The organism is Enterobacter cloacae complex sp. 402C9 (assembly GCF_050030745.1).
Taxonomy (GTDB): domain Bacteria; phylum Pseudomonadota; class Gammaproteobacteria; order Enterobacterales; family Enterobacteriaceae; genus Enterobacter; species Enterobacter intestinihominis.
Genome location: NZ_JBLGUW010000001.1, coordinates 1,438,276 through 1,462,143, shown reverse-complemented (window position 1 = coordinate 1,462,143; position 23,868 = coordinate 1,438,276). Strand labels below are relative to the sequence as shown.

Below are 23,868 nucleotides of genomic sequence, written 5' to 3'. Positions count from 1 at the left end.
ATGGTTTACAAGTCGATTATGACCCAGGACGATCTCACCTTCGACAAGCAGCATATCTGGCACCCTTACACCTCCACGACCCGCCCCCTTCCCGTCTATCCGGTAGCCTCGGCCCACGGCTGCGAGCTGCATCTCGCCAGCGGCGAGCGGCTTGTTGACGGGATGTCCTCCTGGTGGGCGGCGATCCATGGCTACAACCACCCGCGTCTGAACGCGGCGATGAAAGCGCAGATTGACCAGATGTCACACGTGATGTTTGGCGGGATCACGCATCAGCCCGCGGTGGATTTATGCCGTCGCCTGGTAGCGATGACGCCTGAATCGCTGGAGTGTGTTTTCCTGGCTGATTCCGGCTCGGTGGCCGTGGAAGTGGCGATGAAAATGGCGTTGCAGTACTGGCATGCGAAGGGCGAAGCGCGCCAGCGGTTCCTCACCTTCCGCAACGGCTATCACGGCGACACCTTCGGGGCGATGTCGGTGTGCGATCCGGACAACTCCATGCACAGCCTGTGGAAAGGCTACCTGCCGGAAAACCTGTTTGCGCCAGCCCCGCAGAGCCGCTTCGACGGCGAATGGGACGAGATGGACATGGTGGGCTTCGCGCGGTTGATGGCGGCCCATCGCCACGAGATTGCCGCCGTTATTCTCGAACCGATTGTGCAGGGCGCGGGCGGAATGCGGATGTATCACCCCGAGTGGCTGAAGCGCATTCGGAAGATGTGCGACCGCGAAGGAATTTTGCTGATTGCCGATGAGATCGCCACCGGCTTTGGTCGTACCGGGAAGCTGTTTGCCTGCGAGCATGCGGGGATCGCGCCGGATATTCTGTGCCTGGGGAAAGCGCTCACCGGCGGCACCATGACGCTCTCCGCCACGCTCACCACCCGCCAGGTTGCCGACACCATCAGCGACGGCGACGCGGGCTGCTTTATGCACGGCCCGACGTTTATGGGCAACCCGCTGGCCTGCGCCGTGGCAAGCGAAAGCCTCGCCATTCTGGAGAGCGGCGAGTGGCAGACGCAGGTGGCGGCGATTGAGGCGCAGCTGAAGCAGCAGCTAAGCGCGGCGGCGGATGCGGAATACGTCGCGGACGTCCGCGTGCTGGGCGCCATCGGGGTGATCGAGACAACGCATCCGGTGAACATGGCCGCGTTGCAGCGCTTCTTCGTTGACCAGGGCGTTTGGGTGCGACCTTTCGGTAAGCTGATTTACCTCATGCCGCCGTACAGCATTTCTCCGGATCAGCTCCACAAGCTGACCGGAGCAGTGGTTAAAGCCGTTAACATATCAGCGCATTTCACGATTTAACCCCATGCGTTACACTTTCTGAATGAGTGAGTAACGAGGGAAATAGGATGAAAATCATCAGTAAAGATTTGCGCGACGGCGAAAAGCTGCCGGAACGTCACGTGTTTAACGGGATGGGTTATCAGGGAGATAATATCTCTCCCCATCTGGCGTGGGACGATGTACCAGCGGGAACTAAAAGTTTTGTCGTAACCTGCTACGATCCGGATGCGCCAACCGGCTCGGGCTGGTGGCACTGGATCGTGGCAAACCTGCCCGCCGACACCCGCGTGCTGCCGCAGGGTTCCGGTTCCGATCTGGTTGCCCTGCCCGACGGTGCGATTCAGACCCGCACGGACTTTGGCAAAGCGGGCTACGGCGGCGCGGCGCCGCCAAAAGGGGAAACGCACCGCTATATCTTCACGGTGCACGCGCTGGATGTGGACAAGATTGAGGTTGACGAAGGGGCGAGCGGGGCAATGGTAGGCTTTAACGTCCATTTCCATTCGCTGGGCAGCGCGTCGATTACGGCGATGTATTCATAATCGTGCGGGCTGATGCCCTCACCCCGGCCCTCTCCCACAGGGAGAGGGAGAAAACCTAACAATTCCCTCTCCCTGTGGGAGAGGGTTAGGGTGAGGGTAAAAATCACAGCACGGAAGGTAGCAATCCTGCAAGGGTTTCTTCTTCCAGAAGCTGTATCGCCTTATCAATATCCGGCGCAAAGAAGCGGTCCTCATCGTAGTGCGTAACGTGCTCGCGCAGCGTATGACGCGCCTGCTCCAGCAGCGGGCTGGATTTTAGCCCTTCGCGTAAATCAATACCCTGACACGCCGCCAGCCATTCCACCGCCAGCACGCCGCGGGTGTTGGAGGCCATCTCCCACAGTCGACGCCCGGCAGCCGGGGCCATCGAAACGTGATCTTCCTGATTTGCTGACGTTGGCAGGCTGTCCACGCTGTGCGGATGCGACAGGGCTTTGTTTTCGCTTGCCAGTGCTGCGGCGGTGACCTGGGCGATCATAAAGCCCGAGTTCACGCCGCCGTTGCGCACCAGGAATGGCGGCAGCTGGGACATGTGTTTATCCATCATTAGTGCGATTCGACGCTCGGACAAGGCTCCGATTTCGGCAATCGCCAGCGCGATATTATCTGCGGCCATCGCCACCGGCTCGGCGTGGAAGTTGCCGCCGGAGACCACCTCGTTTTCCTGAGCAAACACCAGTGGGTTGTCGGACACCGCATTGGCCTCCACCAGCAGCACTTCTGCCGCCTGGCGAAGCTGTGTCAGGCATGCGCCCATCACCTGCGGCTGGCAGCGCAGAGAATACGGATCCTGCACCTTCTCGCAGTTGTGATGCGAATCGGCAATGTCGCTGGTATCGGTAAGTACGTGGCGGTACATGGCTGCGGCATCAATCTGACCACGCTGGCCGCGCACCTCGTGGATGCGGGCATCGAACGGACGACGCGAGCCGAGCACCGCTTCAGTGGTCAGCGCACCACACACCACCGCGGAGGCGAACAGATCTTCCGCTTCAAACAGGCCGCGCAGCGCAAAGGCCGTCGACGCCTGCGTGCCGTTGAGCAGCGCCAGCCCTTCTTTTGCCGCGAGGGTGATCGGCGCTAAGCCGGCTTTTTTCAGCGCCTCTTTCGCAGGCAGCCACTCCCCTTGCCAGCGCGCCTTGCCTTCACCCAGCAGGAGCAGCGACATATGCGCCAGCGGTGCCAGATCGCCGGAAGCTCCGACGGAGCCCTTCGCCGGGATCCACGGATAAACTTCAGCATTCACCAGCACCATCAGCGCCTGGATCACGCTCAGACGAATGCCGGAAAACCCACGCGCCAGGCTGTTGATTTTCAACACCATCATCAGGCGGACGATCTCATCGTCCAGCGGCTGGCCAACGCCCGTCGCGTGCGAGAGCACCAGCGAACGCTGTAAATTCTCCAGATCGTGCGTGGCAATGCGGGTCTGTGCCAGCAGGCCAAACCCGGTATTGATGCCGTAGGCGGTGCGCCCCTCCGCTACAATCGCCTCCACGCAGGCCACGCTGTCATTAATGGCACGGTGGGCGCTTTCATCAAGGGCGATTGTCACCGGCTGACGCCAGACGTGACGCAGCTGTTTGAGCGACAAAGAGCCGGGAGTAAGTGTTAACGCGTTCATGCAGGCTTTCCTTGTGTGGCGGGGATCATCGGCAGGTTCAGGCCCTGCTCTTTGGCACAATCAATGGCAATCTCGTAACCCGCATCCGCGTGGCGCATCACGCCGGTTGCCGGGTCGTTATGCAGCACGCGAGCAATACGTGCCGCCGCTTCGTCGGTACCGTCACAGACGATGACCATCCCGGAGTGCTGGGAGAAGCCCATCCCGACGCCGCCGCCGTGGTGCAGCGACACCCAGGTTGCGCCGCTGGCGGTGTTCAGCAGGGCATTCAGCAGCGGCCAGTCGGAGACCGCATCCGAGCCGTCGCGCATGGCTTCGGTTTCACGGTTCGGACTGGCGACAGAGCCGGAGTCCAGGTGGTCGCGGCCAATGACGATCGGCGCGGAGACTTCGCCGCTGCGCACCATTTCGTTAAAGGCGAGGCCGAGTTTTTGCCGCCACTCCAGCCCGACCCAGCAGATACGCGCTGGCAGGCCCTGGAAATTAATGCGCTCGCGCGCCATGTCCAGCCAGCGGTGCAGATGTTCGTCGTCGGCGACAATCTCTTTTACTCTGGCGTCGGTTTTGTAGATATCCTCCGGGTCGCCGGAGAGGGCAACCCAGCGGAACGGCCCGATGCCGCGGCAGAACAGCGGACGAATATAGGCGGGCACGAAGCCGGGGAAATCAAAGGCGTTATTCACCCCCATCTCTTTCGCCATCTGGCGGATGTTATTCCCGTAATCAAAGGTCGGAATCCCCATCTTACTGAAGGCGAGCATCGCGGAGACGTGTTCCGCCATGGCGCGTTTAGCCGCCAGTACCGTGCCCTCAGGATCGGTTTCCGCTTTTTGCTGGTAATCTTCCCACGTCCAGCCTTTTGGCAGGTAACCATGAAGCGGATCGTGAGCGCTGGTCTGGTCGGTGACCAGATCCGGACGCACGCCGCGCGCCACCAGTTCCGGTAGAATATCCGCCGCGTTGCCGCACAGGGCAACCGACACGGCTTTGCCTTCAGCGGTGTACTTTTTGATGCGCGCCAGCGCGTCATCGAGGTTGTCGGCCTGTTCATCAACATAGCGGGTACGCAGACGGAAATCGATGCGGCTCTGCTGGCACTCAATGTTCAGGGAGCACGCGCCCGCCAGCGTCGCGGCCAGCGGCTGCGCGCCGCCCATGCCGCCCAGTCCGGCGGTGAGCACCCAGCGGCCTTTCAGTGAGCCGTTATAGTGCTGTCGGCCCGCTTCCACGAAGGTTTCATAGGTGCCCTGCACAATCCCCTGGCTGCCGATGTAGATCCAGCTACCCGCGGTCATCTGGCCGTACATGGCCAGCCCTTTTGCGTCCAGCTCGTTGAAGTGTTCCCACGTCGCCCAGTGCGGCACCAGGTTGGAGTTGGCAATCAGCACACGGGGCGCATTTTTATGGGTTTTGAATACGCCAACCGGCTTGCCGGATTGCACCAGCAGCGTTTCGTCGTTTTCGAGATTCGTCAAAGACTCGACAATCGCGTCATAGCACGCCCAGTTGCGTGCGGCGCGACCAATGCCGCCGTAGACCACCAGCTCATGGGGATTTTCTGCTACCTCAGGATCAAGGTTGTTCATCAACATGCGCAGCGGTGCTTCGGTGAGCCAGCTTTTTGCGGTGAGCGTGGTGCCGCGCGCGGCGCGGACATCCTGCTTGCGGTATTTATCTGACGACATTGTGTGTTCCTCATAAGGGACAGGTGATGCATTTAGATATACTTGTATAGACAAGCACACACAAGGTCGGATTTAACAAAAAAGATACAATTTTGCTATATTGCGTTAGCGATCACGCTTATAAAACTTATGACATAAAGTGGCCCTGCAACCGGTAGCGATTCCCCGGGAATAGCAGCTTCGCATGCGACACAATTTGCGAGGACGACCAGGTACGACGGCGGATCAGCAGGCAGGGATCGTGCTCTTTAATACGCAACAACTCGCACTCCTGAGGCGTGGCGCGCACGGCCTCCACGATATGCTCCCCTTCCGTCAGCGGGGCGACGAGCGAGAGATACGCATGCGGTGTGGTTTGGGTGTAATCCTGGTTCAGGTAGTCCGGGATCCGCTCCGCGTTGACGCAGCGATCTTCAATCTGGACCGGAATATCGTTCTCATAATGCACCATCACCGAATGGAAGATCCGGGTGCCCTCATTAACGTTCAGCTCAATGGCCTGTTCGGCGCTGGCCTGCGTCTCTTCAAGCACCAGCACTTCGCAGTGGTGCTGATGGTTGCGGGCGGCAATTTCATCGGCAATGCTGCGGATTTCAAACAGCGCCGACTGTCCTTTTGGCTCGGCGACAAAGGTTCCGACACCCTGCAAACGCACCAGCAACCCTTCATCGGTCAGTTCCCGCAGCGCCCGGTTAATGGTCATTCGACTAAAGCCAAACTGCGCGACCAGTTCAGCTTCGGAGGGAATACGGTCGTGCGGACGCCAGACGCCGGCAGCAATTTTTTCGCTGATCGCCTGCTTCACCTTTTCGTAAAAAGGCGCGGGAGGGCTCGGCTGCGGCAGGGGCGAGCGTGAAAACATCATGACTCCTTGAATGTTGTTATGCCCACCAGTGAGCAATTTGCCAGGCCAGTTGGGCGGCAAGCTTCGCCCCCTGACCGTCCCGGTCGTAGTGCGGATTATATTCCACCAGATCCGCCGCCTGTAGTTTACCGCTTCGGCAGATACGCTCAATCACCGGGAACAGATCCAGCGCCGGGATCCCCAACGCCGCAGGGGCGGATACGGCGGGCATTTCTGCGGCGGGCAGCACATCAAGGTCTATGGTGAGATAAACCCGGTCTGCCTGCGCAAGCACGCTATCCAGCGCGGATAGCGCATCCCGGCGAAAATCGAGATCTTCAACCAGCATCACGTTCAACCGTTCAGCTTCCTCCCACAGCGCCTGGGTATTCGCCGCACGGCTTACCCCCAGGCAGGCGTAGTGAAACGACCGCGACTGCGACGCGCAGTAGTGCGCCAGCTGGCGGAACGGCGTGCCGGACGTAGCCCGTTCAGCCTTACGCAAATCGAGGTGCGCATCCAGGTTGATCACCGCAATGCGATCGTTCGGAAAGGCATCCAGCACGCCGCGCCCGTGCGCCCAGGCGGTTTCATGTCCACCGCCGAAAACCAGAGTACGCATCCCGGATTGCTGGCACGCGGTAATGGCCTCGCTCAGCGCCTGCTGTGCCGCCTCCAGCGCATTGCCTTCAACAAAAATGGAGCCCATATCCACGAGGCGCGCATGCCCCTGATGGCTCGCCATATTCGCCAGCGCGCCGCGCAGCACATCGGGAGCCTGTGCAGCACCGGGCCTGCCCTGGTTACGCTTAACCCCTTCATCACATTCAAAGCCCAGCAGGGCGATGCCTGACGGCACGGGTGCAAAGTGTTCGCGCTGCTTTATGGTCTGGAAGAGACGTTTCGCGGTGCTGGATTCGGCGCTGTCGTCACGACCCTGCCAGACGTGCGGGGAAACGGGATGCCACAATTTCACGCTACCTGCCCCCGAAACACGCGTTGATATAAAGGATTCCGCCCCGGCTCGTAAACCATCTCAACCGGATGATTCGCCTCCCAGACGACGAAATCAGCCACATAACCGGGCTTTAACTGCCCGTGCGTCGCGCCACGACCTAGCGCCTGCGCCGCATGCCGCGTCACGCCAGCCCAGGCCTCTTCCGGCGTGAGGCCAAACTGGACGCAGGCCATGTTCATTGCCAGATGCAGGCTGGCAAACGGGCTGGTGCCCGGGTTGTAGTCGGTAGCCACCGCCATCGGCACGCCCTGCTCTCTGAGCTGCGCCACCGGTGGACGCTGGCGCTCCTGAAGAAAATAGAACGCGCCGGGGAGCAATACCGCCACCGTGCCGCTTTGCGCCATCGCCTGAATACCTGCATCATCGAGATACTCAATATGATCGGCCGACAGCCCCTTATACTGGCTGACCAGCGCCGCGCCGCCCAGATTCGACAGCTGCTCTACATGCCCTTTAACCGGTATCCCGAGCGCGGCGGCGGCCTGAAACAGGCGCTCGGTTTGCGCCGGGGTAAAGCCGACGTTTTCACAAAACACGTCCACCGCTTCAAATAACTCTTTTTGCCACAGCGTGGGCATGATCTGCTCACAGACCAGCGTGAGATAGGCATCCGGATCCTGTCGGTACTCGGCAGGAACGGCGTGCGCGGCCAGCAGCGTCGGGCTGATATCGACCAGATTGTTCAGGCTGAGCTGGCGGGCAACCAGCAGCATTTTCTCTTCGGCCTGGGCATTCAGTCCGTATCCCGATTTGATTTCAACGGTCGTTACGCCTTCATTCATCAGCCGCTGGAGCCGCTGCTGTGCCACCGTCAGGAGCATTTCCGGCGAACTGTTGCGGGTCGCCGTGACCGTGGCGTTAATACCGCCGCCCTGCGCGCTGATGGTCTGATACGACACGCCGTTAAGCCGTTGTTCCCATTCCGCTGCGCGATCGCCGCCGAACACCAGATGGGTGTGGCAATCGATCAGGCCGGGAGTAACCAGACGCCCGTCGAGATCGACACACTGACGATGCCCGGAGGGGATCTCGGCTTCAGGAATAACGGCCGCAATCGTCTGGCCGCGCACGACGAGGGCATGTTGTTCTTTCAGGCCGTAGGGTTCCGGCTCACCTGTCGCCAGGGTCGCCAGTCGCGCATTTCGCCATATCACATCATCGGGATGAAGCTGCTGCATGTGCCTTCCGCTTGTCATGGGTTGTATAGACATTTATTTTCATCTGTCACCTGCTGTCAACCGCCTTGCAGGAAAATGTTATTTATTTGTGATGACTTTCCCGTCGCCTGCGGGCAAAAATGCAACTTTTCCCGTTTTTATCTTCCCGTTTCGCTCAACTTAGTATAAAAAAGCAGGCTATTTCGTCTATTCAGATAAGACTTGCATACCCAGGAGCATTACCTTGAATATTTCCAGGATTTCCCGTCTGGCGTTGGCACTCGCCTTTGGCGTGACTTTATCCGCTTGCAGTTCAACACCACCGGATCAGCAACCTTCTGAGCAGGTTGCTCCGGGCACCGCTTCCCGTCCGATCCTGTCAGCGGCTGAAGCGAAGAACTTCACCCGTGCGCACTATTTCTCGGCGATGGATCCCAATGCAGCCCCATGGACGCCTTCTTCTATTAACCTGCCGAAACAGCCAGACTTCGTTGTCGGCCCGGCCGGAGCAGAGGGCGTTACGCACACCTCAATTCAGGCAGCTGTTGATGCCGCAATCACCAAACACAGCGCATCTCGTCAGTACATTGCCATCCTGCCGGGTGAATACGAAGGAACCGTTTATGTTCCGGCTGCACCGGGAAGCATTACGCTTTACGGACTTGGCGAAAAAGCGGTCGACGTGAAAATTGGCCTGGCGATTGATTCAGAGATCGACAGCACCACCTGGCGCCATCTGGTGAACCCGGCCGGTAAATACATGCCAGGTAAACCGGCGTGGTATATGTTTGATAACTGCCAGCGCAAACGTGCCGCCACCATTGGCGTGATGTGCTCGGCAGTATTCTGGTCACAGAACAACGGCCTGCAATTGCAGAACCTGACCATTCAGAACACCCTGGGCGACAGCGTTGACGCCGGTAATCACCAGGCCGTGGCGCTGCGTAGCGATGGCGACAAGGTACAGATTAACAACGTCAATATCCTGGGCCGCCAGAATACCTTCTTCGTGACCAACAGCGGCGTGCAGAATACCCTTCAGAACAATCGTCTGACGCGTACTCTGGTCACCAACAGCTACATTGAAGGCGACGTGGATATGGTCTCCGGTCGCGGCGCGGTGGTATTTGATAACACCGACTTCCGCGTGGTGAATTCACGTACGCAGCAGGAAGGTTACGTCTTTGCCCCGGCCACGCAGTCCAATCTGTTCTATGGCTTCCTGGCCGTGAATAGCCGCTTTACTGCTGCTGGCGATGGCGTGGCGCAGCTTGGCCGCTCTCTGGACGTGGACTCCGCCACTAACGGCCAGGTCGTGATCCGCGACAGCGTGATTAACGAAGGCTTTAACATGGCGAAACCGTGGGCGGATGCGGCGATCTCGAAACGTCCTTTCTCCGGCAACACCGGCACGGTGGATGATAAAGACAACGTGCAGCGTAACCTGAACGACGCTAACTTCAACCGCATGTGGGAATACAACAACCGCGGTCTGGGTAGCAAAGTGGTTGCTGAACCGAAGCAGTAAAATACCTGCTGCCGGGTGGCGGCTACGCCTTACCCGGCCTACCTCATGCATTAACCACGCATAAAAAAACCTCGCATGTGCGAGGTTTTTTTTTCGTCTACGGATCAGTGAGCGTTCATTACAACCCACATCGGCCCTTGTCCGACCGCATAGCGTCCTTTCTCTTCCAGTAGACCCTGCACGCCTTTGATTTCATAGAGCGCGATGTGGTGGGATTTCTGCCCCGCCGCAATCAGGTATTTGCCGCTGTGGTCGACATTAAAGCCGCGCGGCTGGGTTTCTGTCGGCTGGAAGCCCTCAACTGCCAGAACGCTGCCGTCTTCAGAGACGCTGAAGATGGTGATCAGACTGGAGGTACGGTCACAGGCATACAGGTGGCGGCCATCCGGCGTGATGTGAATGTCTGCCGCCCAGCGTGTGTCGGAGAAATCTGCTGGCATCATGTCCAGCGTCTGTACGCACTCGATCTGCCCGTTAGGATCGTTCAGCTCCCAGACATCTACCGAGCTGTTCAGCTCGTTAACGACATAGGCATACTGCTGATTCGGGTGGAAGACCATATGGCGCGGGCCTGCGCCTTCCACGGTGGTGACTTCCGCCGGGCTCTGCGCGACCAGATGACCGTCATCGCTCAGGGTAAACAGGCAGATGCGATCCTGCTTCAGCGCTGGCACCCACAGCGTGCGGTTATCCGGCGAAATGTTGGCGGAGTGGCAACCTTCAAGCCCTTCTACCACGTCGACGGTTTCAACGGGAATACCGTCTTCCAGGCGGGTGACGCTCACGCAGCCTGCATTGTAGGAGCCGCTGAAGATAAAGTTGCCTTTATGGTCGGTAGAAATATGGGTCGGGCTGCCCGGCAGCGGCGCTTCTGCGGTATAGGTCAGCGCGCCGTCATCCGGGGAGATGCGGTATGCGAGTACGCGGAATTCCGGGCGTACCCCGACATAAAGAAAACGTTTATCCGGGCTGACGACCATCGGCTGCACCTGGCCTGGCACATCAACAACCTGAACCAGCGTAAGCGAACCTTCTGTATTCAAACGCCAGACATGGATCTGCTGACTTTCAGGACTGGCGGTATAAACGGTTTGTTTCATGAATACTCCTGATTATTTTTAACGGTGAATGCTGAATTGTAGTCCGGGATTTTGCAGGGTTCCGCTCTCGGTGTACCATCCCGACAGACCTTAAATTCAACATTAACCCGGAAGAAAAAATGACCTCGCGAGTGATTGCCCTGGATTTAGACGGAACACTGCTTACCCCTCAGAAAACCCTGCTCCCCTCTTCTCTTGAGGCCCTCAAACGAGCCCGGGAAGCGGGGTATCAACTTCTCATCGTAACGGGTCGACATCACGTAGCCATTCATCCTTTTTATCAGGCACTGGGCTTAGATACACCTGCAATTTGTTGTAATGGCACTTATTTGTATGATTATCAGGCAAAAAAGGTTTTAACCTCTGATCCGCTTCCCGTTCCGCAGGCGCTGCAATTGATTGATTTACTGGATGAGCACGCGATTCATGGCCTGATGTATGTGGATAACGCCATGCTGTATGAACGCCCTACCGGCCATGTGATCCGCACCAGCAACTGGGCCCTGTCTTTGCCGGAAGCGCAGCGACCGGTGTTCACTCAGGTTTCCTCCCTGCGCCAGGCGGCGGAAGACGTCCAGGCAATCTGGAAATTTGCCCTGACCGATGAAGACACCGCCAAACTGAACACCTTCGCAAAACATGTCGAGCATACGCTGGGTCTGGAATGTGAATGGTCCTGGCACGATCAGGTGGATATCGCCCGTAAAGGCAACAGCAAAGGAAAGCGTCTGACCCAGTTCGTTGAGTCACAGGGCTGGTCAATGCAGGACGTGATTGCCTTCGGCGATAACTATAACGACATCAGCATGCTGGAAGCGGCCGGAACGGGCGTGGCGATGGGCAACGCCGATGATGCGGTGAAAGCGCGTGCTGACGTGGTGATTGGCGATAACACCACCGACAGCATCGCGCAGTATATTTATACCCACCTGCTGTAATCAGGCGGTGATAGAGACGCTCTTGATTTGCGCGTAAAGCCACAGGCCAGGCTTGATGCCTAACTCATCCCTGGCCCACGGGCTGATGCGCGCCCACAGCGTTCTGTTGCCCACTTCCAGTTGCACTTCCACCTGGCCGTTATCATCAAAACACTGCGCCACTTTTGCGCGCAAAATATTGCGGATACTGGTTTGCAGCGGCGGTTGCAGCACCAGGGAGACATCCGACGCCTGAATACGGATCCGTAACGTGGACTGAATCGGCGTATCGATTTTATTCACCCACAAATGCTGGTCACCCAGCGCCAGCGCGGTCATCGCATAATGTGGATGGTGCTCCAGCACGCTCACCTTCAGAATGCTGCTCTGCTGCTCCTTTGGCAGCCACGGATGCATAACGCTGCTGCCCCATACCTCTTCCAGATTGCCGAATGCCTTCACCCTGCCCGCCTCCAGCACCAGCACTTTGTCGGCCAGATGTAAGATCTCATCCAGCGAATGGCTGACGTACAGCATGGGCACGTTGATTTCCCGCGCCAGACGTTGCAGATACGGCAGCAACTCGCGCTTGCGCGGAATATCCAGCGAGGCCAGCGGCTCATCCAGCAGCAACAATTCCGGCGCGGTTAACAGGGCGCGGCCAATCGCCACGCGCTGTTTTTCACCACCCGACAGCGAAGACGGGAGACGATCGAGCAGCGGTTCGATGCCCAGCAGCGCCACCAGCTTATCGAACTGTCCGGCCATGCTTTTTGCCATGCCATAGCGCAGATTTCCGCGCACGCTGTAGTGCGGAAACAGGCGCGCATCCTGAAACACATAGCCGATGCGGCGCTTATCCGGTGACAGGCAGACCTTCTTCTCCGCGTCGTTTAAGACGCGGTTATTTAACACAATTCTGCCAGACTGGGGACGCGTCAGGCCGCTAATCGCATTAATCAGCGACGTTTTCCCTGCCCCGGAAACGCCAAAAATGGCGGTGATACCGCTGGCAGGCAGCGTTTCGTTAAGCGTCAGAGTGTGGCTGCCCAGGGTTTGCGTAAAGTTGAGTTCCAGCATCACGGTTTCCCCATCCGTTCACGGCTGAGGCGCGCCAGCCATTCAGACACCAGCAGCGAGACCAGGGCGAGTACAATCGAAATAATACACAGCCGGGCCGCCGCACCTTCGCCACCCGGGGTTTGAATCAGGGTATACATGGCCGACGGGATGGTCCGCGTCTCGCCGGGAATGTTGGACACAAAGGTGATGGTCGCGCCGAACTCACCCAGTGAGCGGGCGAAGGCTAACACCGTACCGACGATAATGCCCGGTAAGGTGAGCGGAAGCGTAATGGTCAGGAATACCCGCCAGCGGCCTGCGCCCAGCGTGCGGGCGGCCTGCTCTAGCCGGATATCCACCCCTTCCAGCGCCAGGCGGATAGCGCGCACCATTAGCGGGAAGGACATTACTGCCGCGGCCAGAACCGCGCCGCGCCAGCTGAAAGCAAAGGTCAGGCCGAACCAGTCGTACAGCCATTCGCCGATAAAACCGCGTCGCCCCATGGAGATCAGCAGCAGATAGCCGACCACCACAGGCGGTAACACGAGCGGAAGATGGAGAACACTGTCGAGCAGGGCTTTGCCTGGAAACTTCACGCGAACCAGTAACCAGGCAAAGAACACCCCAAAGGGCAAACTCAGCGCAACCGCCAGGGAAGAGACTTTCAGGCTCAGCAGCACGGCCTGCCATTCAGGTTCGGTCAATATCATTCGTGAGTCGTAAATCCGTAACGTTTAAAGATAGCGGACGCTTCAGGCCCCTTCAGGTAGTCAACGAAGGCCGTCACGGTCGCATTTTTATGTCCATCAACTATCGCAACAGGATATTCTACTTTCTTATGCGAGTCTTCCGGGAAGGTACCGACCACCTTCACACCTTTACTGGCGACGGCATCGGAGCCGTAAACGATCCCGAGTGGGGCTTCGTTACGCTCCACCAGCGCCAGCGCGCCGCGCACATCTTCTGCGGGAGCCAGCTTCGGCGATAAGGTCTCCCATGCGCCCAGTTTTTGTAGCGCTTCTTTCGCATAAATCCCGGCAGGAACATGCTCCGGATCGCCTACCGCCAGACGGCCACCGTTGAGCAGACGGGTCCAGTCCGTCTGTTTGTTGATGGCGATGTCGCCCTGCTTGCTGTTTGCGGGCGCGACCACCACCAGGCTATTTCCCAGCAGGGTTTCGCGGCTAGCCGTATCAACAGATTTTTTCTCCACCGCGTAGTCCATCCATTTCTGATCGGCAGAGATGAACAGATCAGCCGGAGCCCCCGCTTCGATCTGGCGGGCCAGCGTGGACGAGGAGGCAAACGACGAAACGACCTCGACGTTTTTCTCTTTTTTGTATACCGCAGCAATATCCTGCATCGCGTTAGTCAGCGACGCCGCCGCAAAGACCGTGATTATTCCTTCATCCGCCAGCGCGTGGCCGGTGAGTGAGAGAGTCAGCGTTGCCCCTGCGAAAAGGCGTACCCATGAACGTGCCATTTGAAGCTCCTGTGCGTATCGTTATATACAAACAAATATAACGACATATCGCAGGCGTTCCTAGCGCTAAATCGTACCCATTAATGCGTAAACTCAAGGAACGTTGTAAAAGATATCGGCGGGAGAGGAATAAACTTGAGAGCAAAACGCCCGGGTTGGCCGGGCGTTTTGGAGGAAATCATTGCTGCTTTTTAGGCTGGTCACGACGATGACCAATGTTCGAAAAGACGTTGAACACTTCACCCAGGCCGTAGATGGCACCGAGGATGATAGCCATCACTACTGGCACCATGATTACCGCGAATACCAGACTTTTCAACAACTCTAACATGGTTTTCTCCAGATCTTGTGAACGGCTTATTCTACCCTGAAAAGTAAGAAAAACATCCCCTTTTGTGCGGTGCGCTTTCCGCACCCGGACATTTGGGTCACAATAACCTTTTTGCCGGGACATTGTTATGCAGGCCGAAATTCTCCTTACCCTACGACTTCAGCAGAAGCTTTTCGCCGATCCGCGACGCATCGCCCTGTTAAAACAAATAGAACAAACTGGCTCGATTAGCCAGGGAGCCAAAAACGCCGGCATCAGCTATAAAAGCGCCTGGGATGCGATTAACGACATGAACACCCTGAGCGAACAAACGCTGGTAGAGCGCGCCACCGGCGGAAAAGGCGGCGGCGGTGCCGTGTTGACGCGTTACGGGCAACGCCTGATCCAGCTCTATGACTTACTGGCGCAGATCCAGCAAAAAGCATTTGATGTGCTGAGCGATGACGACAACCTGCCGCTGGACAGCCTGCTGGGCGCCATCTCCCGTTTCTCTTTGCAGACCAGCGCCCGCAACCAATGGTTTGGTACGGTGACGGGGCGCGATCATTCGCAGGTGCAGGAGCATATTGAGATCCTGCTCGCGGACGGCACAACGCGCCTGAAAGCCGCCATCACCGCGCAAAGCGGTCAACGCCTCGGGCTGAACGAAGGTCAGGAAGTGCTGGTATTACTCAAAGCGCCCTGGATCAGCATCACGCTTAACCCTGAGCAGGCCGCCGAGGCCGACAACCAGCTACGCGGGCGTATCAGCCACATCGAGCGCGGCGCAGAACAGTGTGAAGTGCTGATGACCCTGCCGGATGGACAGTCGCTCTGCGCCACCGTTCCGGTGAACGACGCGACCGAATTAGATGAAGGTGCTGTGGTGACCGCATATTTCAATGCAGACCGGGTAATTATCGCCACATTGTGCTAAGCGCATTGACAACCCCACCAACACTGAGTATCCCTGACATCTGTTGCTGCAAAAAATGGGATAACACATGTCATCATTGCATATTTCGCAAGGCACGTTTCGTCTTAGCGATACCCGTACCTTATTGTTGCCAGAATTAACCTTACGCGCCGGAGAAAGCTGGGCGTTTGTGGGCACGAACGGCAGCGGAAAATCGGCGCTGGCCCGCGCCCTGTCGGGTGAATTAACCCAGCTGAAGGGTGAGCGTCAGTGCACCTTTACCCGCCTGACGCGCCTTTCCTTTGAACAGCTGCAAAAGCTTGTCAGCGATGAGTGGCAGCGTAACAATACCGATTTGCTCAGCCCCGGCGAAGAAGATACCGGCCGCACGACGGCGGACATTATCCAGGATGAGATAAAAGATCCTGCCCGCTGTCAGCAGCTGGCGGAGCAATTTGGCATTACCGCCCTGCTTAACCGCCGCTTTAAATATCTCTCTACCGGCGAGACGCGCAAAACGCTGCTTTGCCAGGCGCTAATGAGCGAGCCGGAACTCCTGATTCTGGATGAACCGTTTGACGGACTGGATGTGCAGTCCCGCGCGCAGCTGGCAGCGTTGCTGGCGTCGCTTAACCAGCAGGGATACACCCTTGTGCTGGTCCTTAACCGCTTTGATGAGATCCCGGATTTCGTACATTACGCGGGCGTGCTGGCGGACTGTAGCCTGACCGAAACCGGCGAGAAAGCCGTACTGCTCCGGCAGGCGCTAATTGCACAGCTGGCCCACAGCGAGAAACTGGACGGTATTGCGCTGCCGGAGCCGGATGCCCCTTCGGCACGCCACGGGCTGGATCCTGACCAGCCGCGCATTGTGCTGCGCGATGGGGTGGTTGCTTACGACGATCGCCCTATTCTTAATCATCTCAGCTGGACGGTTAATCCTGGTGAGCACTGGCAGATCGTCGGCCCCAACGGGGCGGGTAAATCCACGCTGCTAAGCCTGATCACTGGCGATCACCCGCAGGGTTACAGCAACGATTTGACCCTCTTCGGCCGCCGCCGCGGCAGCGGGGAAACCATCTGGGATATCAAAAAGCATATCGGTTATGTTAGCAGCAGCCTGCATCTGGACTACCGGGTGAGCACTACGGTGCGAAACGTGATCCTCTCTGGCTTCTTCGACTCCATTGGTATTTATCAGGCGGTATCCGACAAGCAGCACAAGCTGGCGCAGCAGTGGCTGGATATTCTGGGTATGGACAACCGGGTAGCCGATGCGCCATTCCACAGCCTGTCGTGGGGGCAGCAGCGGCTGGCATTGATCGTCCGCGCGCTGGTTAAGCATCCTACTCTGCTGATTCTTGATGAACCGTTGCAGGGGCTGGATCCCCTCAACCGTCAGCTGATCCGCCGCTTTGTGGATGTCCTGATTAGCGAAGGTGAAACCCAGCTGCTGTTTGTCTCCCACCATGCTGAGGATGCCCCATCCTGCATCACCCATCGGCTGGAATTTGTGCCTGACGGCGAGCATTACCGCTACCTGCTGAGCAAAATCGATTAACGCGTGGAGGGCGCTGCCCTCCGCTTTTCAGACAACCTGCAACAATACATCTCTATCTCTTTGATCTACAATGCACTCAGTCTGTGAAAAAGCGCCTGTGAAAACCAGTGTAAACGATACCACTATTTTATCCCATGTCACACTTTTCGCGTCTCTGATATGCTATGGTTAATTCATACCATAAGCCTAATGGAGCGAAATATGCGAGTTCTGGTAACAGGTGGTAGCGGTTACATAGGAAGTCATACCTGCGTACAACTTCTGCAAAGCGGCCACGATGTCGTCATTCTTGATAACCTGTGCAACAGTAAGCGCAGCGTGCTGCCGGTCATTGAACGCCTTGCGGGTAAACAGCCGACTTTCGTGGAAGGCGATATCCGCAATGAAGCATTGATGACTGAAATCCTTCACGATCACGCGATTGAAACCGTTATCCACTTCGCGGGCCTGAAAGCGGTGGGCGAATCGGTAGCAAAACCGCTTGAGTACTACGACAACAACGTCAACGGTACCCTGCGTCTGATCTCCGCCATGCGTGCGGCAAACGTGAAAAACTTTATCTTCAGCTCTTCCGCGACCGTCTACGGCGATCAGCCAAAAATTCCTTACGTTGAAAGCTTCCCGACCGGTACGCCACAAAGCCCGTATGGCAAAAGCAAGCTGATGGTAGAGCAGATCCTGACCGACCTGCAAAAAGCCCAGCCTGAGTGGAGCATCGCGCTGCTGCGCTACTTCAACCCGGTTGGCGCGCATCCGTCAGGCGACATGGGTGAAGATCCGCAGGGCATTCCAAATAACCTGATGCCGTATATCGCGCAGGTTGCCGTAGGGCGTCGCGACTCCCTGGCGATTTTTGGTAACGATTATCCCACCGAAGACGGCACCGGCGTGCGCGATTACATTCACGTGATGGATCTGGCCGACGGCCACGTGGCGGCGATGCAGCAGCTGGCGGATAAACCGGGCGTGCATATTTACAACCTCGGCGCCGGCGTCGGCAGCAGCGTGCTGGATGTGGTGAATGCCTTCAGTAAAGCCTGCGGCAAGCCAGTGAAGTATCACTTCGCGCCGCGTCGTGATGGCGACCTCCCGGCTTACTGGGCCGATGCCACCAAAGCGGATAAAGAGCTTAACTGGCGTGTTACCCGCACGCTTGATGAAATGGCACAGGATACCTGGCACTGGCAGTCACGCCATCCGCAGGGTTATCCGGATTAAGGATTTGTCATGACGCAATTCAATCCCGTCGATCACCCGCATCGTCGTTTTAACCCGCTCAGCGGGCAATGGATTTTAGTTTCACCGCATCGCGCCAAGCGCCCCTGGCAGGGGGCGCAAGAGACGCCTGCAAAACAGTCGCTGCCACAGCACGATCCGGACTGCTTCCTCTGTCCGGGCAACACGCGCGTGACGGGCGATACAAACCCGACCTACAAGGGCACCTTCGTTTTCACTAACGATTTTGCGGCGCTGATGACCGATACGCCGGACGCGCCGGAAAGCCATGACACGCTGATGCGCTGCGAAAGCGCCCGCGGCACCAGCCGCGTGATCTGCTTCTCTCCCGATCACAGCAAAACGCTGCCGGAGCTGAGCGTTGAGGCGCTGAAAGAGGTGGTCAGCACCTGGCAGGCGCAAACGGCGGAGCTGGGCCAGACCTATCCGTGGGTGCAGGTATTTGAAAATAAAGGCGCGGCGATGGGCTGCTCTAACCCGCACCCGCACGGTCAGATCTGGGCGAACAGCTTCCTGCCGAACGAAGCCGAACGTGAAGACCGGCTGCAAAAAGCCTATTTCGCCCAGAACGGTTCGCCGATGCTGGTGGATTACACCCAGCGTGAACTGGCGGACGGCAGCCGCACTGTGGTGGAAACCGAGCACTGGCTTGCGGTAGTCCCTTACTGGGCGGCGTGGCCGTTTGAAACGCTGCTGCTGCCAAAGGCCCATGTTCAGCGTATTACGGACCTCAGCGACGCCCAGCGAGACGACCTTGCCCTGGCGCTGAAAAAACTGACCAGCCGCTACGACAACCTGTTCCAGTGTTCCTTCCCCTACTCCATGGGCTGGCACGGTGCGCCGTTTAACGGCGAAGAGAATCAACACTGGCAGTTACATGCACACTTCTATCCGCCGCTGCTGCGTTCTGCGACGGTACGTAAATTCATGGTGGGCTATGAAATGCTGGCGGAAACCCAGCGCGACCTGACGGCGGAACAGGCGGCAGAACGCCTGCGTGCCGTTAGCGACGTCCATTACCGCGAATCAGGAGTTTAAAAATGAGTCTGAAAGATAAAACACAATCCCTGTTTGCTGAAAAATTTGGCTACCCTGCCACCCATATTATCCAGGCGCCAGGCCGCGTTAATCTGATCGGCGAGCACACCGACTATAACGACGGTTTTGTCCTGCCGTGTGCCATCGACTACCAGACGGTGATCGCCTGCGCGAAACGTTCAGATCGTAACGTGCGAGTGATCGCCGCGGATTACGGCAACGAAATTGACGAATTTTCCCTTGATGCACCGATCGTGACCCACGACAGCCAGCAGTGGTCGAACTATGTTCGCGGCGTGGTGAAGCATCTTCTGAAGCGTAACAAGAATTTCGGCGGGGCCGATCTGGTGATCAGCGGCAACGTGCCGCAGGGCGCGGGATTAAGCTCTTCCGCATCGCTGGAAGTGGCGGTCGGCACCGTGTTCCAGCAGCTTTATCATCTGCCGCTGGACGGGGCGCAGATCGCCCTCAACGGTCAGGAAGCGGAAAACCAGTTCGTGGGCTGCAACTGCGGCATTATGGATCAGCTGATTTCCGCGCTGGGCAAGAAAGAACATGCTTTGCTGATTGACTGCCGCTCCCTCGGGACCAAAGCGGTTCCACTGCCAAAAGGTGCGGCTGTGGTGATCATCAACAGCAACTTCAAACGCACCCTGGTGGGGAGCGAGTACAACACCCGCCGCGAGCAGTGTGAAACCGGCGCGCGCTTCTTCCAGCAGCCAGCCCTGCGTGATGTCTCACTTGACGAATTTAACAAGGTTGCCCACGAACTGGATCCGGTTGTCACTAAGCGCGTGCGTCACGTGCTGACGGAAAATGCCCGTACCGTAGAAGCCGCCTCCGCGCTGGCGAAAGGTGACCTGAAACGGATGGGCGAGCTGATGGCCGAATCGCATGCCTCCATGCGCGACGATTTTGAAATCACCGTGCCACAAATCGACACCCTGGTTGAAATTGTGAAAGCCACGATTGGCGACAAAGGCGGCGTGCGTATGACCGGGGGTGGATTTGGCGGCTGTGTCGTCGCCCTGGTGCCGGAAGAGCTGGTCCCTGCCATTCAGGACGCGGTGGCTAAACAGTACGAAGCCAAAACGGGCATCAAAGAAACTTTCTATGTCTGCAAAGCATCACAAGGAGCCGGACAGTGCTAAACGAAACACCTACTCTCGCACCGGATGGTCTGCCGTATCGCCTGTTGACCCTGCGCAACAGCGCCGGGATGGTGGTTACGCTGATGGACTGGGGCGCAACGTTACTTTCTGCCCGCGTACCAATGCCTGACGGCAGCGTGCGCGAAACCCTGCTCGGCTGCGCATCGCCCGAGCAGTATATCGAGCAGACCGCTTTTCTGGGCGCATCCATAGGCCGCTACGCCAACCGCATCGCCAGAAGCCGGTTTACGCTGGACGGCGTAACCTATTCCCTGCTTGCCAGCCAGGGTGAAAATCAGCTGCACGGCGGCCCGGAAGGGTTTGATAAACGTCGCTGGAAGATTGTGCAGCAAAATGACCGTGAGGTCTGGTTTTCTCTGGACTCCCTCGACGGAGACCAGGGCTTCCCGGGCAATCTCACCGCAACCGCACGCTTTACCCTGACCGAAGATAATCGTATCGCCATTGAGTACCGCGCGACCGTCGACAAGCCGTGTCCGGTCAACCTGACTAACCACGCCTATTTCAACCTTGACGGCAATCAGACCGATGTCCGCAGCCACAAACTCCAGATCCTGGCGGACGCGTATCTGCCGGTCGATGAGATGGGGATCCCTTATCAGGGGCTGAAACCGGTAAGCGGTAATAGCTTTGATTTCCGTCAGCCGAAAACCATCGCCCAGGATTTCCTGAGTGATGACGATCAGCGCAAGGTGAAAGGCTACGACCACGCTTTCCTGTTGCAGGCGAAAGGCGATCTTTCTCAACCTGCCGCACAGGTCTGGTCTGCGGATGAGAAGTTACAGATGACGGTCTACACCACCGCCCCTGCCCTGCAGTTCTACTCCGGTAACTACCTGGAGGGGACCACGGCGCGTGAACATAACGACTACGCCGCCTGGCAAGGTCTGGCGCTGGAGAGCGAGTTCCTGCCGGACAGTCCTAACCATCCTGAATGGCCGCAGCCTGACTGTGTGCTGCGTCCGGGTGAAGAGTACGTAAGCGTCACAGAGTATCATTTCATTCCGCGCGCATAATGTCCGGCGGCGCTACGCGTGCACGGGCCTACGAATGTAGGCCGGATAAGCGAAGCGCCATCCGGCAAAAAGCCTGGCCCTCACCGCGAGGGCTTTTTTCCGCTCAGCTTGCTGAAAATAGCGGCGATCGCAGACAAAATCATAACCCTGGATTCACATGCATCTTACACTCTCGAACTATTTTCGCTATGGTTAGGGTTAAGCGTTGCTGCTGGCACAGTCACGGCAATATAATGAGAATTGTTATCATTCAAAATGCTTGAGGAGTAAGAAATGGCTAATACTAAGCTTGTCCTGGTGCGCCACGGCGAAAGCCAGTGGAACAACGAAAACCGCTTCACCGGTTGGTATGACGTTGATCTGTCCGAGAAAGGCGTGAGCGAAGCAAAAGCGGCAGGTAAACTGCTGAAAGAAGAAGGCTTCACCTTTGACTTTGCTTACACCTCTGTGCTGAAACGTGCCATCCATACCCTGTGGAACATCCTGGACGAGCTGGATCAGGCCTGGCTGCCGGTTGAGAAATCCTGGAAACTGAACGAGCGTCACTACGGTGCGCTGCAAGGTCTGAACAAAGCAGAAACCGCAGAAAAATACGGTGACGAGCAGGTTAAGCAGTGGCGTCGTGGTTTTGCGGTCACGCCTCCAGAGCTGAGCAAAGATGACGAGCGCTACCCGGGCCACGATCCGCGTTACGCGAAGCTGACTGAGGCTGAACTGCCGCAGACCGAAAGCCTGGCGCTGACCATCGACCGCGTTGTGCCTTACTGGAACGAAACCATTCTGCCACGCCTGAAAAGCGGCGAGCGCGTCATTATCGCTGCTCACGGTAACTCCCTGCGTGCGCTGGTGAAATACCTGGACAACATGGGTGAAGATGAAATCCTTGAGCTGAACATCCCTACCGGCGTGCCGCTGGTGTACGAGTTCGACGAAAACTTCAAGCCAGTTAAACATTACTACCTGGGTAACGCCGACGAAATCGCTGCAAAAGCGGCGGCCGTGGCGAACCAGGGTAAAGCGAAGTAATTTTCGCCGGACATAAAAAAAGCGTGGAGCAATCCACGCTTTTTTATTGCCCGCGATAAACTTAACCGCGACGCGCTTTTACCGCATCCGCCAGCTGACGCAGGATCGCATCGGTATCATCCCAGCCAATGCAGGCATCCGTCACGCTCTTACCGTAGACCAGCGGCTCGCTGCCCTCCAGATTCTGATTGCCTTCCACCAGATGGCTCTCAATCATCACCCCAATCACTGCGCGTTCACCGTTGGCGATTTGCTGACAAACGTCAGCACCAACTTCCATCTGCTTTTTGAACTGTTTGCTTGAGTTCGCATGGCTGAAATCGATCATGATCTGCGGCGCCAGTCCCGCTTTCTCCAGACCCGCCTTCACTTCCGCCACGTGTTTTGCGCTGTAGTTAGGCTCTTTACCGCCGCGCAGAATGATATGGCAATCGCCATTACCGCTGGTATTCACGATAGCCGAGTGGCCCCACTTAGTCACCGACAGGAAGCAGTGCGGCGCGCCAGCCGCATTGATGGCATCAATAGCGACTTTGATGGTGCCATCAGTGCCGTTTTTGAAACCCACCGGGCATGACAGGCCAGACGCCAGCTCACGGTGAACCTGCGATTCAGTCGTACGCGCACCAATAGCGCCCCAGCTCATCAGGTCAGCCAGATACTGCGGGGTGATCATATCGAGGAATTCTCCGGCAGCAGGCAGCCCGCTGTCGTTAATCTCCAGCAGCAGCTTACGCGCAATACGCAGGCCGTCGTTGATCTGGAAACTGTTGTCCATGTGCGGATCGTTGATCAACCCTTTCCAGCCCACGGTGGTACGCGGTTTTTCGAAATAAACGCGCATCACAATTTCCAGTTCGCCCTTCAGCTCTTCGCGCAGGGTGAGCAGACGTAATGCGTACTCTTTGGCCGCAGCAGGATCGTGAATGGAGCACGGTCCGATGACCACCAGAAGACGATCGTCGCTACCTTTCAGGATCTTGTGGATCGCCTTGCGGGCATGAGACACCGTGTTGGCGGCATTTTCGGTGGCGGGGAATTTTTCAAGGAGCGCTACGGGAGGTAATAACTCATTGATCTCTTTAATGCGTAAATCGTCGTTCTGATAATTCATCTTCTTTCCGGCTCTGCCATATCTTTAGTAATGAAAGCAATGCTTTCAATCTAACTTGTCGGTCACGAAGTGTAAACGGGCTTTTACACTTCGCGCAGATAATTCCTGGAATTCGCCTAAAATACGCAACAAAATAGCGAAAAATGAGATCTCGCCTAAGCTTTTTACTTGTAACGACTGTTTTTAAATATTTATACGCGATTCCATCCTGACATAATTCAGGAATCTG

Annotated in this window: 22 protein-coding genes; 11 read left to right on the top strand and 11 right to left on the bottom strand. The window is 57.3% G+C overall.

Annotated features, from left to right (window positions below; translation table 11 throughout):
* Window positions 1-18: 18 nt before the first annotated feature.
* Entirely contained in the window at window positions 19-1,308 is a 1,290-nt protein-coding gene (gene bioA / locus ACQG1K_RS06965) for an adenosylmethionine--8-amino-7-oxononanoate transaminase (protein WP_426720891.1), read from the top strand.
* A 47-nt stretch (window positions 1,309-1,355) separates the two neighbouring features.
* Window positions 1,356-1,832, top strand: coding sequence for a kinase inhibitor (locus ACQG1K_RS06960; protein ID WP_003858531.1), 477 nt, complete (start codon window positions 1,356-1,358; stop codon window positions 1,830-1,832).
* 103 nt (window positions 1,833-1,935) lie between these two features.
* Here the strand turns inward: ACQG1K_RS06960 and hutH are convergent, their stop codons facing one another.
* The 5 genes from hutH to hutI all read right to left on the bottom strand — a co-directional run bounded on the left by hutH (window position 1,936) and on the right by hutI (window position 8,181).
* Window positions 1,936-3,456: a histidine ammonia-lyase gene (hutH, locus tag ACQG1K_RS06955; protein ID WP_426720892.1), complete on the bottom strand. Its 1,521-nt coding sequence runs from the start codon at window positions 3,454-3,456 to the stop codon at window positions 1,936-1,938.
* Complete coding sequence (hutU, locus tag ACQG1K_RS06950; RefSeq protein WP_003858533.1) at window positions 3,453-5,141, bottom strand: urocanate hydratase; 1,689 nt, start codon at window positions 5,139-5,141, stop codon at window positions 3,453-3,455. Before hutU ends, hutH begins: the two co-directional genes overlap by 4 nt.
* Window positions 5,142-5,268: 127 nt before the next feature.
* Window positions 5,269-6,003, bottom strand: a complete 735-nt coding sequence (locus ACQG1K_RS06945) for a histidine utilization repressor (protein WP_032624629.1) — start codon at window positions 6,001-6,003, stop codon at window positions 5,269-5,271.
* Between the two features lie 19 nt (window positions 6,004-6,022).
* Window positions 6,023-6,961 carry a formimidoylglutamase gene (gene hutG, locus ACQG1K_RS06940; protein WP_367075632.1) on the bottom strand — a complete coding sequence of 313 codons (939 nt, stop codon included), beginning with the start codon at window positions 6,959-6,961 and terminating at the stop codon, window positions 6,023-6,025.
* Window positions 6,958-8,181 carry an imidazolonepropionase gene (gene hutI / locus ACQG1K_RS06935; protein ID WP_180243570.1) on the bottom strand — a complete coding sequence of 408 codons (1,224 nt, stop codon included), beginning with the start codon at window positions 8,179-8,181 and terminating at the stop codon, window positions 6,958-6,960. The genes hutG and hutI overlap by 4 nt, the downstream gene beginning before the upstream one ends.
* Before the next feature lie 223 nt (window positions 8,182-8,404).
* On the opposite strand from hutI, the gene ACQG1K_RS06930 reads away from it, so the two are divergent.
* Window positions 8,405-9,688, top strand: a complete 1,284-nt coding sequence (locus ACQG1K_RS06930; RefSeq protein WP_017384948.1) for a putative acyl-CoA thioester hydrolase — start codon at window positions 8,405-8,407, stop codon at window positions 9,686-9,688.
* A gap of 104 nt (window positions 9,689-9,792) precedes the next feature.
* Here the strand turns inward: ACQG1K_RS06930 and pgl are convergent, their stop codons facing one another.
* Complete coding sequence (gene pgl, locus ACQG1K_RS06925) at window positions 9,793-10,788, bottom strand: 6-phosphogluconolactonase (RefSeq protein WP_367075634.1); 996 nt, start codon at window positions 10,786-10,788, stop codon at window positions 9,793-9,795.
* 119 nt (window positions 10,789-10,907) lie between these two features.
* Here pgl and ACQG1K_RS06920 point away from each other — a divergent pair, with 119 nt between their 5' ends.
* On the top strand, window positions 10,908-11,726 hold the full coding sequence (locus tag ACQG1K_RS06920) for a pyridoxal phosphatase (RefSeq protein WP_232934292.1): 819 nt from the start codon (window positions 10,908-10,910) through the stop codon (window positions 11,724-11,726).
* Here the strand turns inward: ACQG1K_RS06920 and modC are convergent, their stop codons facing one another.
* From modC to ACQG1K_RS06900, 4 genes are all read right to left on the bottom strand, one after another.
* On the bottom strand, window positions 11,727-12,785 hold the full coding sequence (gene modC, locus ACQG1K_RS06915; protein WP_017384950.1) for a molybdenum ABC transporter ATP-binding protein ModC: 1,059 nt from the start codon (window positions 12,783-12,785) through the stop codon (window positions 11,727-11,729). It lies immediately after the preceding gene.
* Window positions 12,785-13,477: a molybdate ABC transporter permease subunit gene (modB, locus tag ACQG1K_RS06910; RefSeq protein ID WP_006809548.1), complete on the bottom strand. Its 693-nt coding sequence runs from the start codon at window positions 13,475-13,477 to the stop codon at window positions 12,785-12,787. Before modB ends, modC begins: the two co-directional genes overlap by 1 nt.
* Complete coding sequence (gene modA / locus ACQG1K_RS06905; protein WP_367075636.1) at window positions 13,474-14,250, bottom strand: molybdate ABC transporter substrate-binding protein; 777 nt, start codon at window positions 14,248-14,250, stop codon at window positions 13,474-13,476. Before modA ends, modB begins: the two co-directional genes overlap by 4 nt.
* Before the next feature lie 178 nt (window positions 14,251-14,428).
* Window positions 14,429-14,581: an AcrZ family multidrug efflux pump-associated protein gene (locus ACQG1K_RS06900; protein WP_003858549.1), complete on the bottom strand. Its 153-nt coding sequence runs from the start codon at window positions 14,579-14,581 to the stop codon at window positions 14,429-14,431.
* Between the two features lie 127 nt (window positions 14,582-14,708).
* Here ACQG1K_RS06900 and modE point away from each other — a divergent pair, with 127 nt between their 5' ends.
* The 7 genes from modE (at window position 14,709) to gpmA (ending at window position 22,525) form a co-directional block, all read left to right on the top strand.
* The gene (gene modE / locus ACQG1K_RS06895; RefSeq protein WP_022647484.1) at window positions 14,709-15,497 is read left to right on the top strand and encodes a molybdenum-dependent transcriptional regulator; all 789 of its coding nucleotides are present in this window, start codon (window positions 14,709-14,711) and stop codon (window positions 15,495-15,497) included.
* A 67-nt stretch (window positions 15,498-15,564) separates the two neighbouring features.
* Complete coding sequence (gene modF, locus ACQG1K_RS06890) at window positions 15,565-17,037, top strand: molybdate ABC transporter ATP-binding protein ModF (protein ID WP_108367312.1); 1,473 nt, start codon at window positions 15,565-15,567, stop codon at window positions 17,035-17,037.
* A 201-nt stretch (window positions 17,038-17,238) separates the two neighbouring features.
* Window positions 17,239-18,255 (top strand): UDP-glucose 4-epimerase GalE, encoded by a 1,017-nt coding sequence (gene galE, locus ACQG1K_RS06885; protein ID WP_022647482.1) that lies wholly within the window; start codon window positions 17,239-17,241, stop codon window positions 18,253-18,255.
* Between the two features lie 9 nt (window positions 18,256-18,264).
* Entirely contained in the window at window positions 18,265-19,311 is a 1,047-nt protein-coding gene (galT, locus tag ACQG1K_RS06880) for a galactose-1-phosphate uridylyltransferase (RefSeq protein ID WP_367075640.1), read from the top strand.
* A gap of 2 nt (window positions 19,312-19,313) precedes the next feature.
* Complete coding sequence (gene galK, locus ACQG1K_RS06875; RefSeq protein WP_023305717.1) at window positions 19,314-20,462, top strand: galactokinase; 1,149 nt, start codon at window positions 19,314-19,316, stop codon at window positions 20,460-20,462.
* Window positions 20,456-21,499: a galactose-1-epimerase gene (gene galM, locus ACQG1K_RS06870; protein ID WP_058677412.1), complete on the top strand. Its 1,044-nt coding sequence runs from the start codon at window positions 20,456-20,458 to the stop codon at window positions 21,497-21,499. The genes galK and galM overlap by 7 nt, the downstream gene beginning before the upstream one ends.
* Window positions 21,500-21,772: 273 nt before the next feature.
* Window positions 21,773-22,525, top strand: coding sequence for a 2,3-diphosphoglycerate-dependent phosphoglycerate mutase (gpmA, locus tag ACQG1K_RS06865; protein ID WP_003858562.1), 753 nt, complete (start codon window positions 21,773-21,775; stop codon window positions 22,523-22,525).
* A 61-nt stretch (window positions 22,526-22,586) separates the two neighbouring features.
* Here gpmA and aroG read toward each other — a convergent pair whose 3' ends face one another.
* The gene (gene aroG / locus ACQG1K_RS06860; protein ID WP_367075642.1) at window positions 22,587-23,639 is read right to left on the bottom strand and encodes a 3-deoxy-7-phosphoheptulonate synthase AroG; all 1,053 of its coding nucleotides are present in this window, start codon (window positions 23,637-23,639) and stop codon (window positions 22,587-22,589) included.
* Window positions 23,640-23,868 lie beyond the last annotated feature (229 nt).

Coding starts and splice junctions, on each gene's coding strand:
- bioA (WP_426720891.1), top strand. CDS start 19: ATGACCCAGGACGATCTCACCTTCGACAAGCAGCATATCTGGCACCCT.
- ACQG1K_RS06960 (WP_003858531.1), top strand. CDS start 1,356: ATGAAAATCATCAGTAAAGATTTGCGCGACGGCGAAAAGCTGCCGGAA.
- hutH (WP_426720892.1), bottom strand. CDS start 3,456: ATGAACGCGTTAACACTTACTCCCGGCTCTTTGTCGCTCAAACAGCTG.
- hutU (WP_003858533.1), bottom strand. CDS start 5,141: ATGTCGTCAGATAAATACCGCAAGCAGGATGTCCGCGCCGCGCGCGGC.
- ACQG1K_RS06945 (WP_032624629.1), bottom strand. CDS start 6,003: ATGTTTTCACGCTCGCCCCTGCCGCAGCCGAGCCCTCCCGCGCCTTTT.
- hutI (WP_180243570.1), bottom strand. CDS start 8,181: ATGCAGCAGCTTCATCCCGATGATGTGATATGGCGAAATGCGCGACTG.
- pgl (WP_367075634.1), bottom strand. CDS start 10,788: ATGAAACAAACCGTTTATACCGCCAGTCCTGAAAGTCAGCAGATCCAT.
- ACQG1K_RS06920 (WP_232934292.1), top strand. CDS start 10,908: ATGACCTCGCGAGTGATTGCCCTGGATTTAGACGGAACACTGCTTACC.
- modC (WP_017384950.1), bottom strand. CDS start 12,785: ATGCTGGAACTCAACTTTACGCAAACCCTGGGCAGCCACACTCTGACG.
- modB (WP_006809548.1), bottom strand. CDS start 13,477: ATGATATTGACCGAACCTGAATGGCAGGCCGTGCTGCTGAGCCTGAAA.
- modA (WP_367075636.1), bottom strand. CDS start 14,250: ATGGCACGTTCATGGGTACGCCTTTTCGCAGGGGCAACGCTGACTCTC.
- ACQG1K_RS06900 (WP_003858549.1), bottom strand. CDS start 14,581: ATGTTAGAGTTGTTGAAAAGTCTGGTATTCGCGGTAATCATGGTGCCA.
- modE (WP_022647484.1), top strand. CDS start 14,709: ATGCAGGCCGAAATTCTCCTTACCCTACGACTTCAGCAGAAGCTTTTC.
- modF (WP_108367312.1), top strand. CDS start 15,565: ATGTCATCATTGCATATTTCGCAAGGCACGTTTCGTCTTAGCGATACC.
- galE (WP_022647482.1), top strand. CDS start 17,239: ATGCGAGTTCTGGTAACAGGTGGTAGCGGTTACATAGGAAGTCATACC.
- galT (WP_367075640.1), top strand. CDS start 18,265: ATGACGCAATTCAATCCCGTCGATCACCCGCATCGTCGTTTTAACCCG.
- galK (WP_023305717.1), top strand. CDS start 19,314: ATGAGTCTGAAAGATAAAACACAATCCCTGTTTGCTGAAAAATTTGGC.
- gpmA (WP_003858562.1), top strand. CDS start 21,773: ATGGCTAATACTAAGCTTGTCCTGGTGCGCCACGGCGAAAGCCAGTGG.
- aroG (WP_367075642.1), bottom strand. CDS start 23,639: ATGAATTATCAGAACGACGATTTACGCATTAAAGAGATCAATGAGTTA.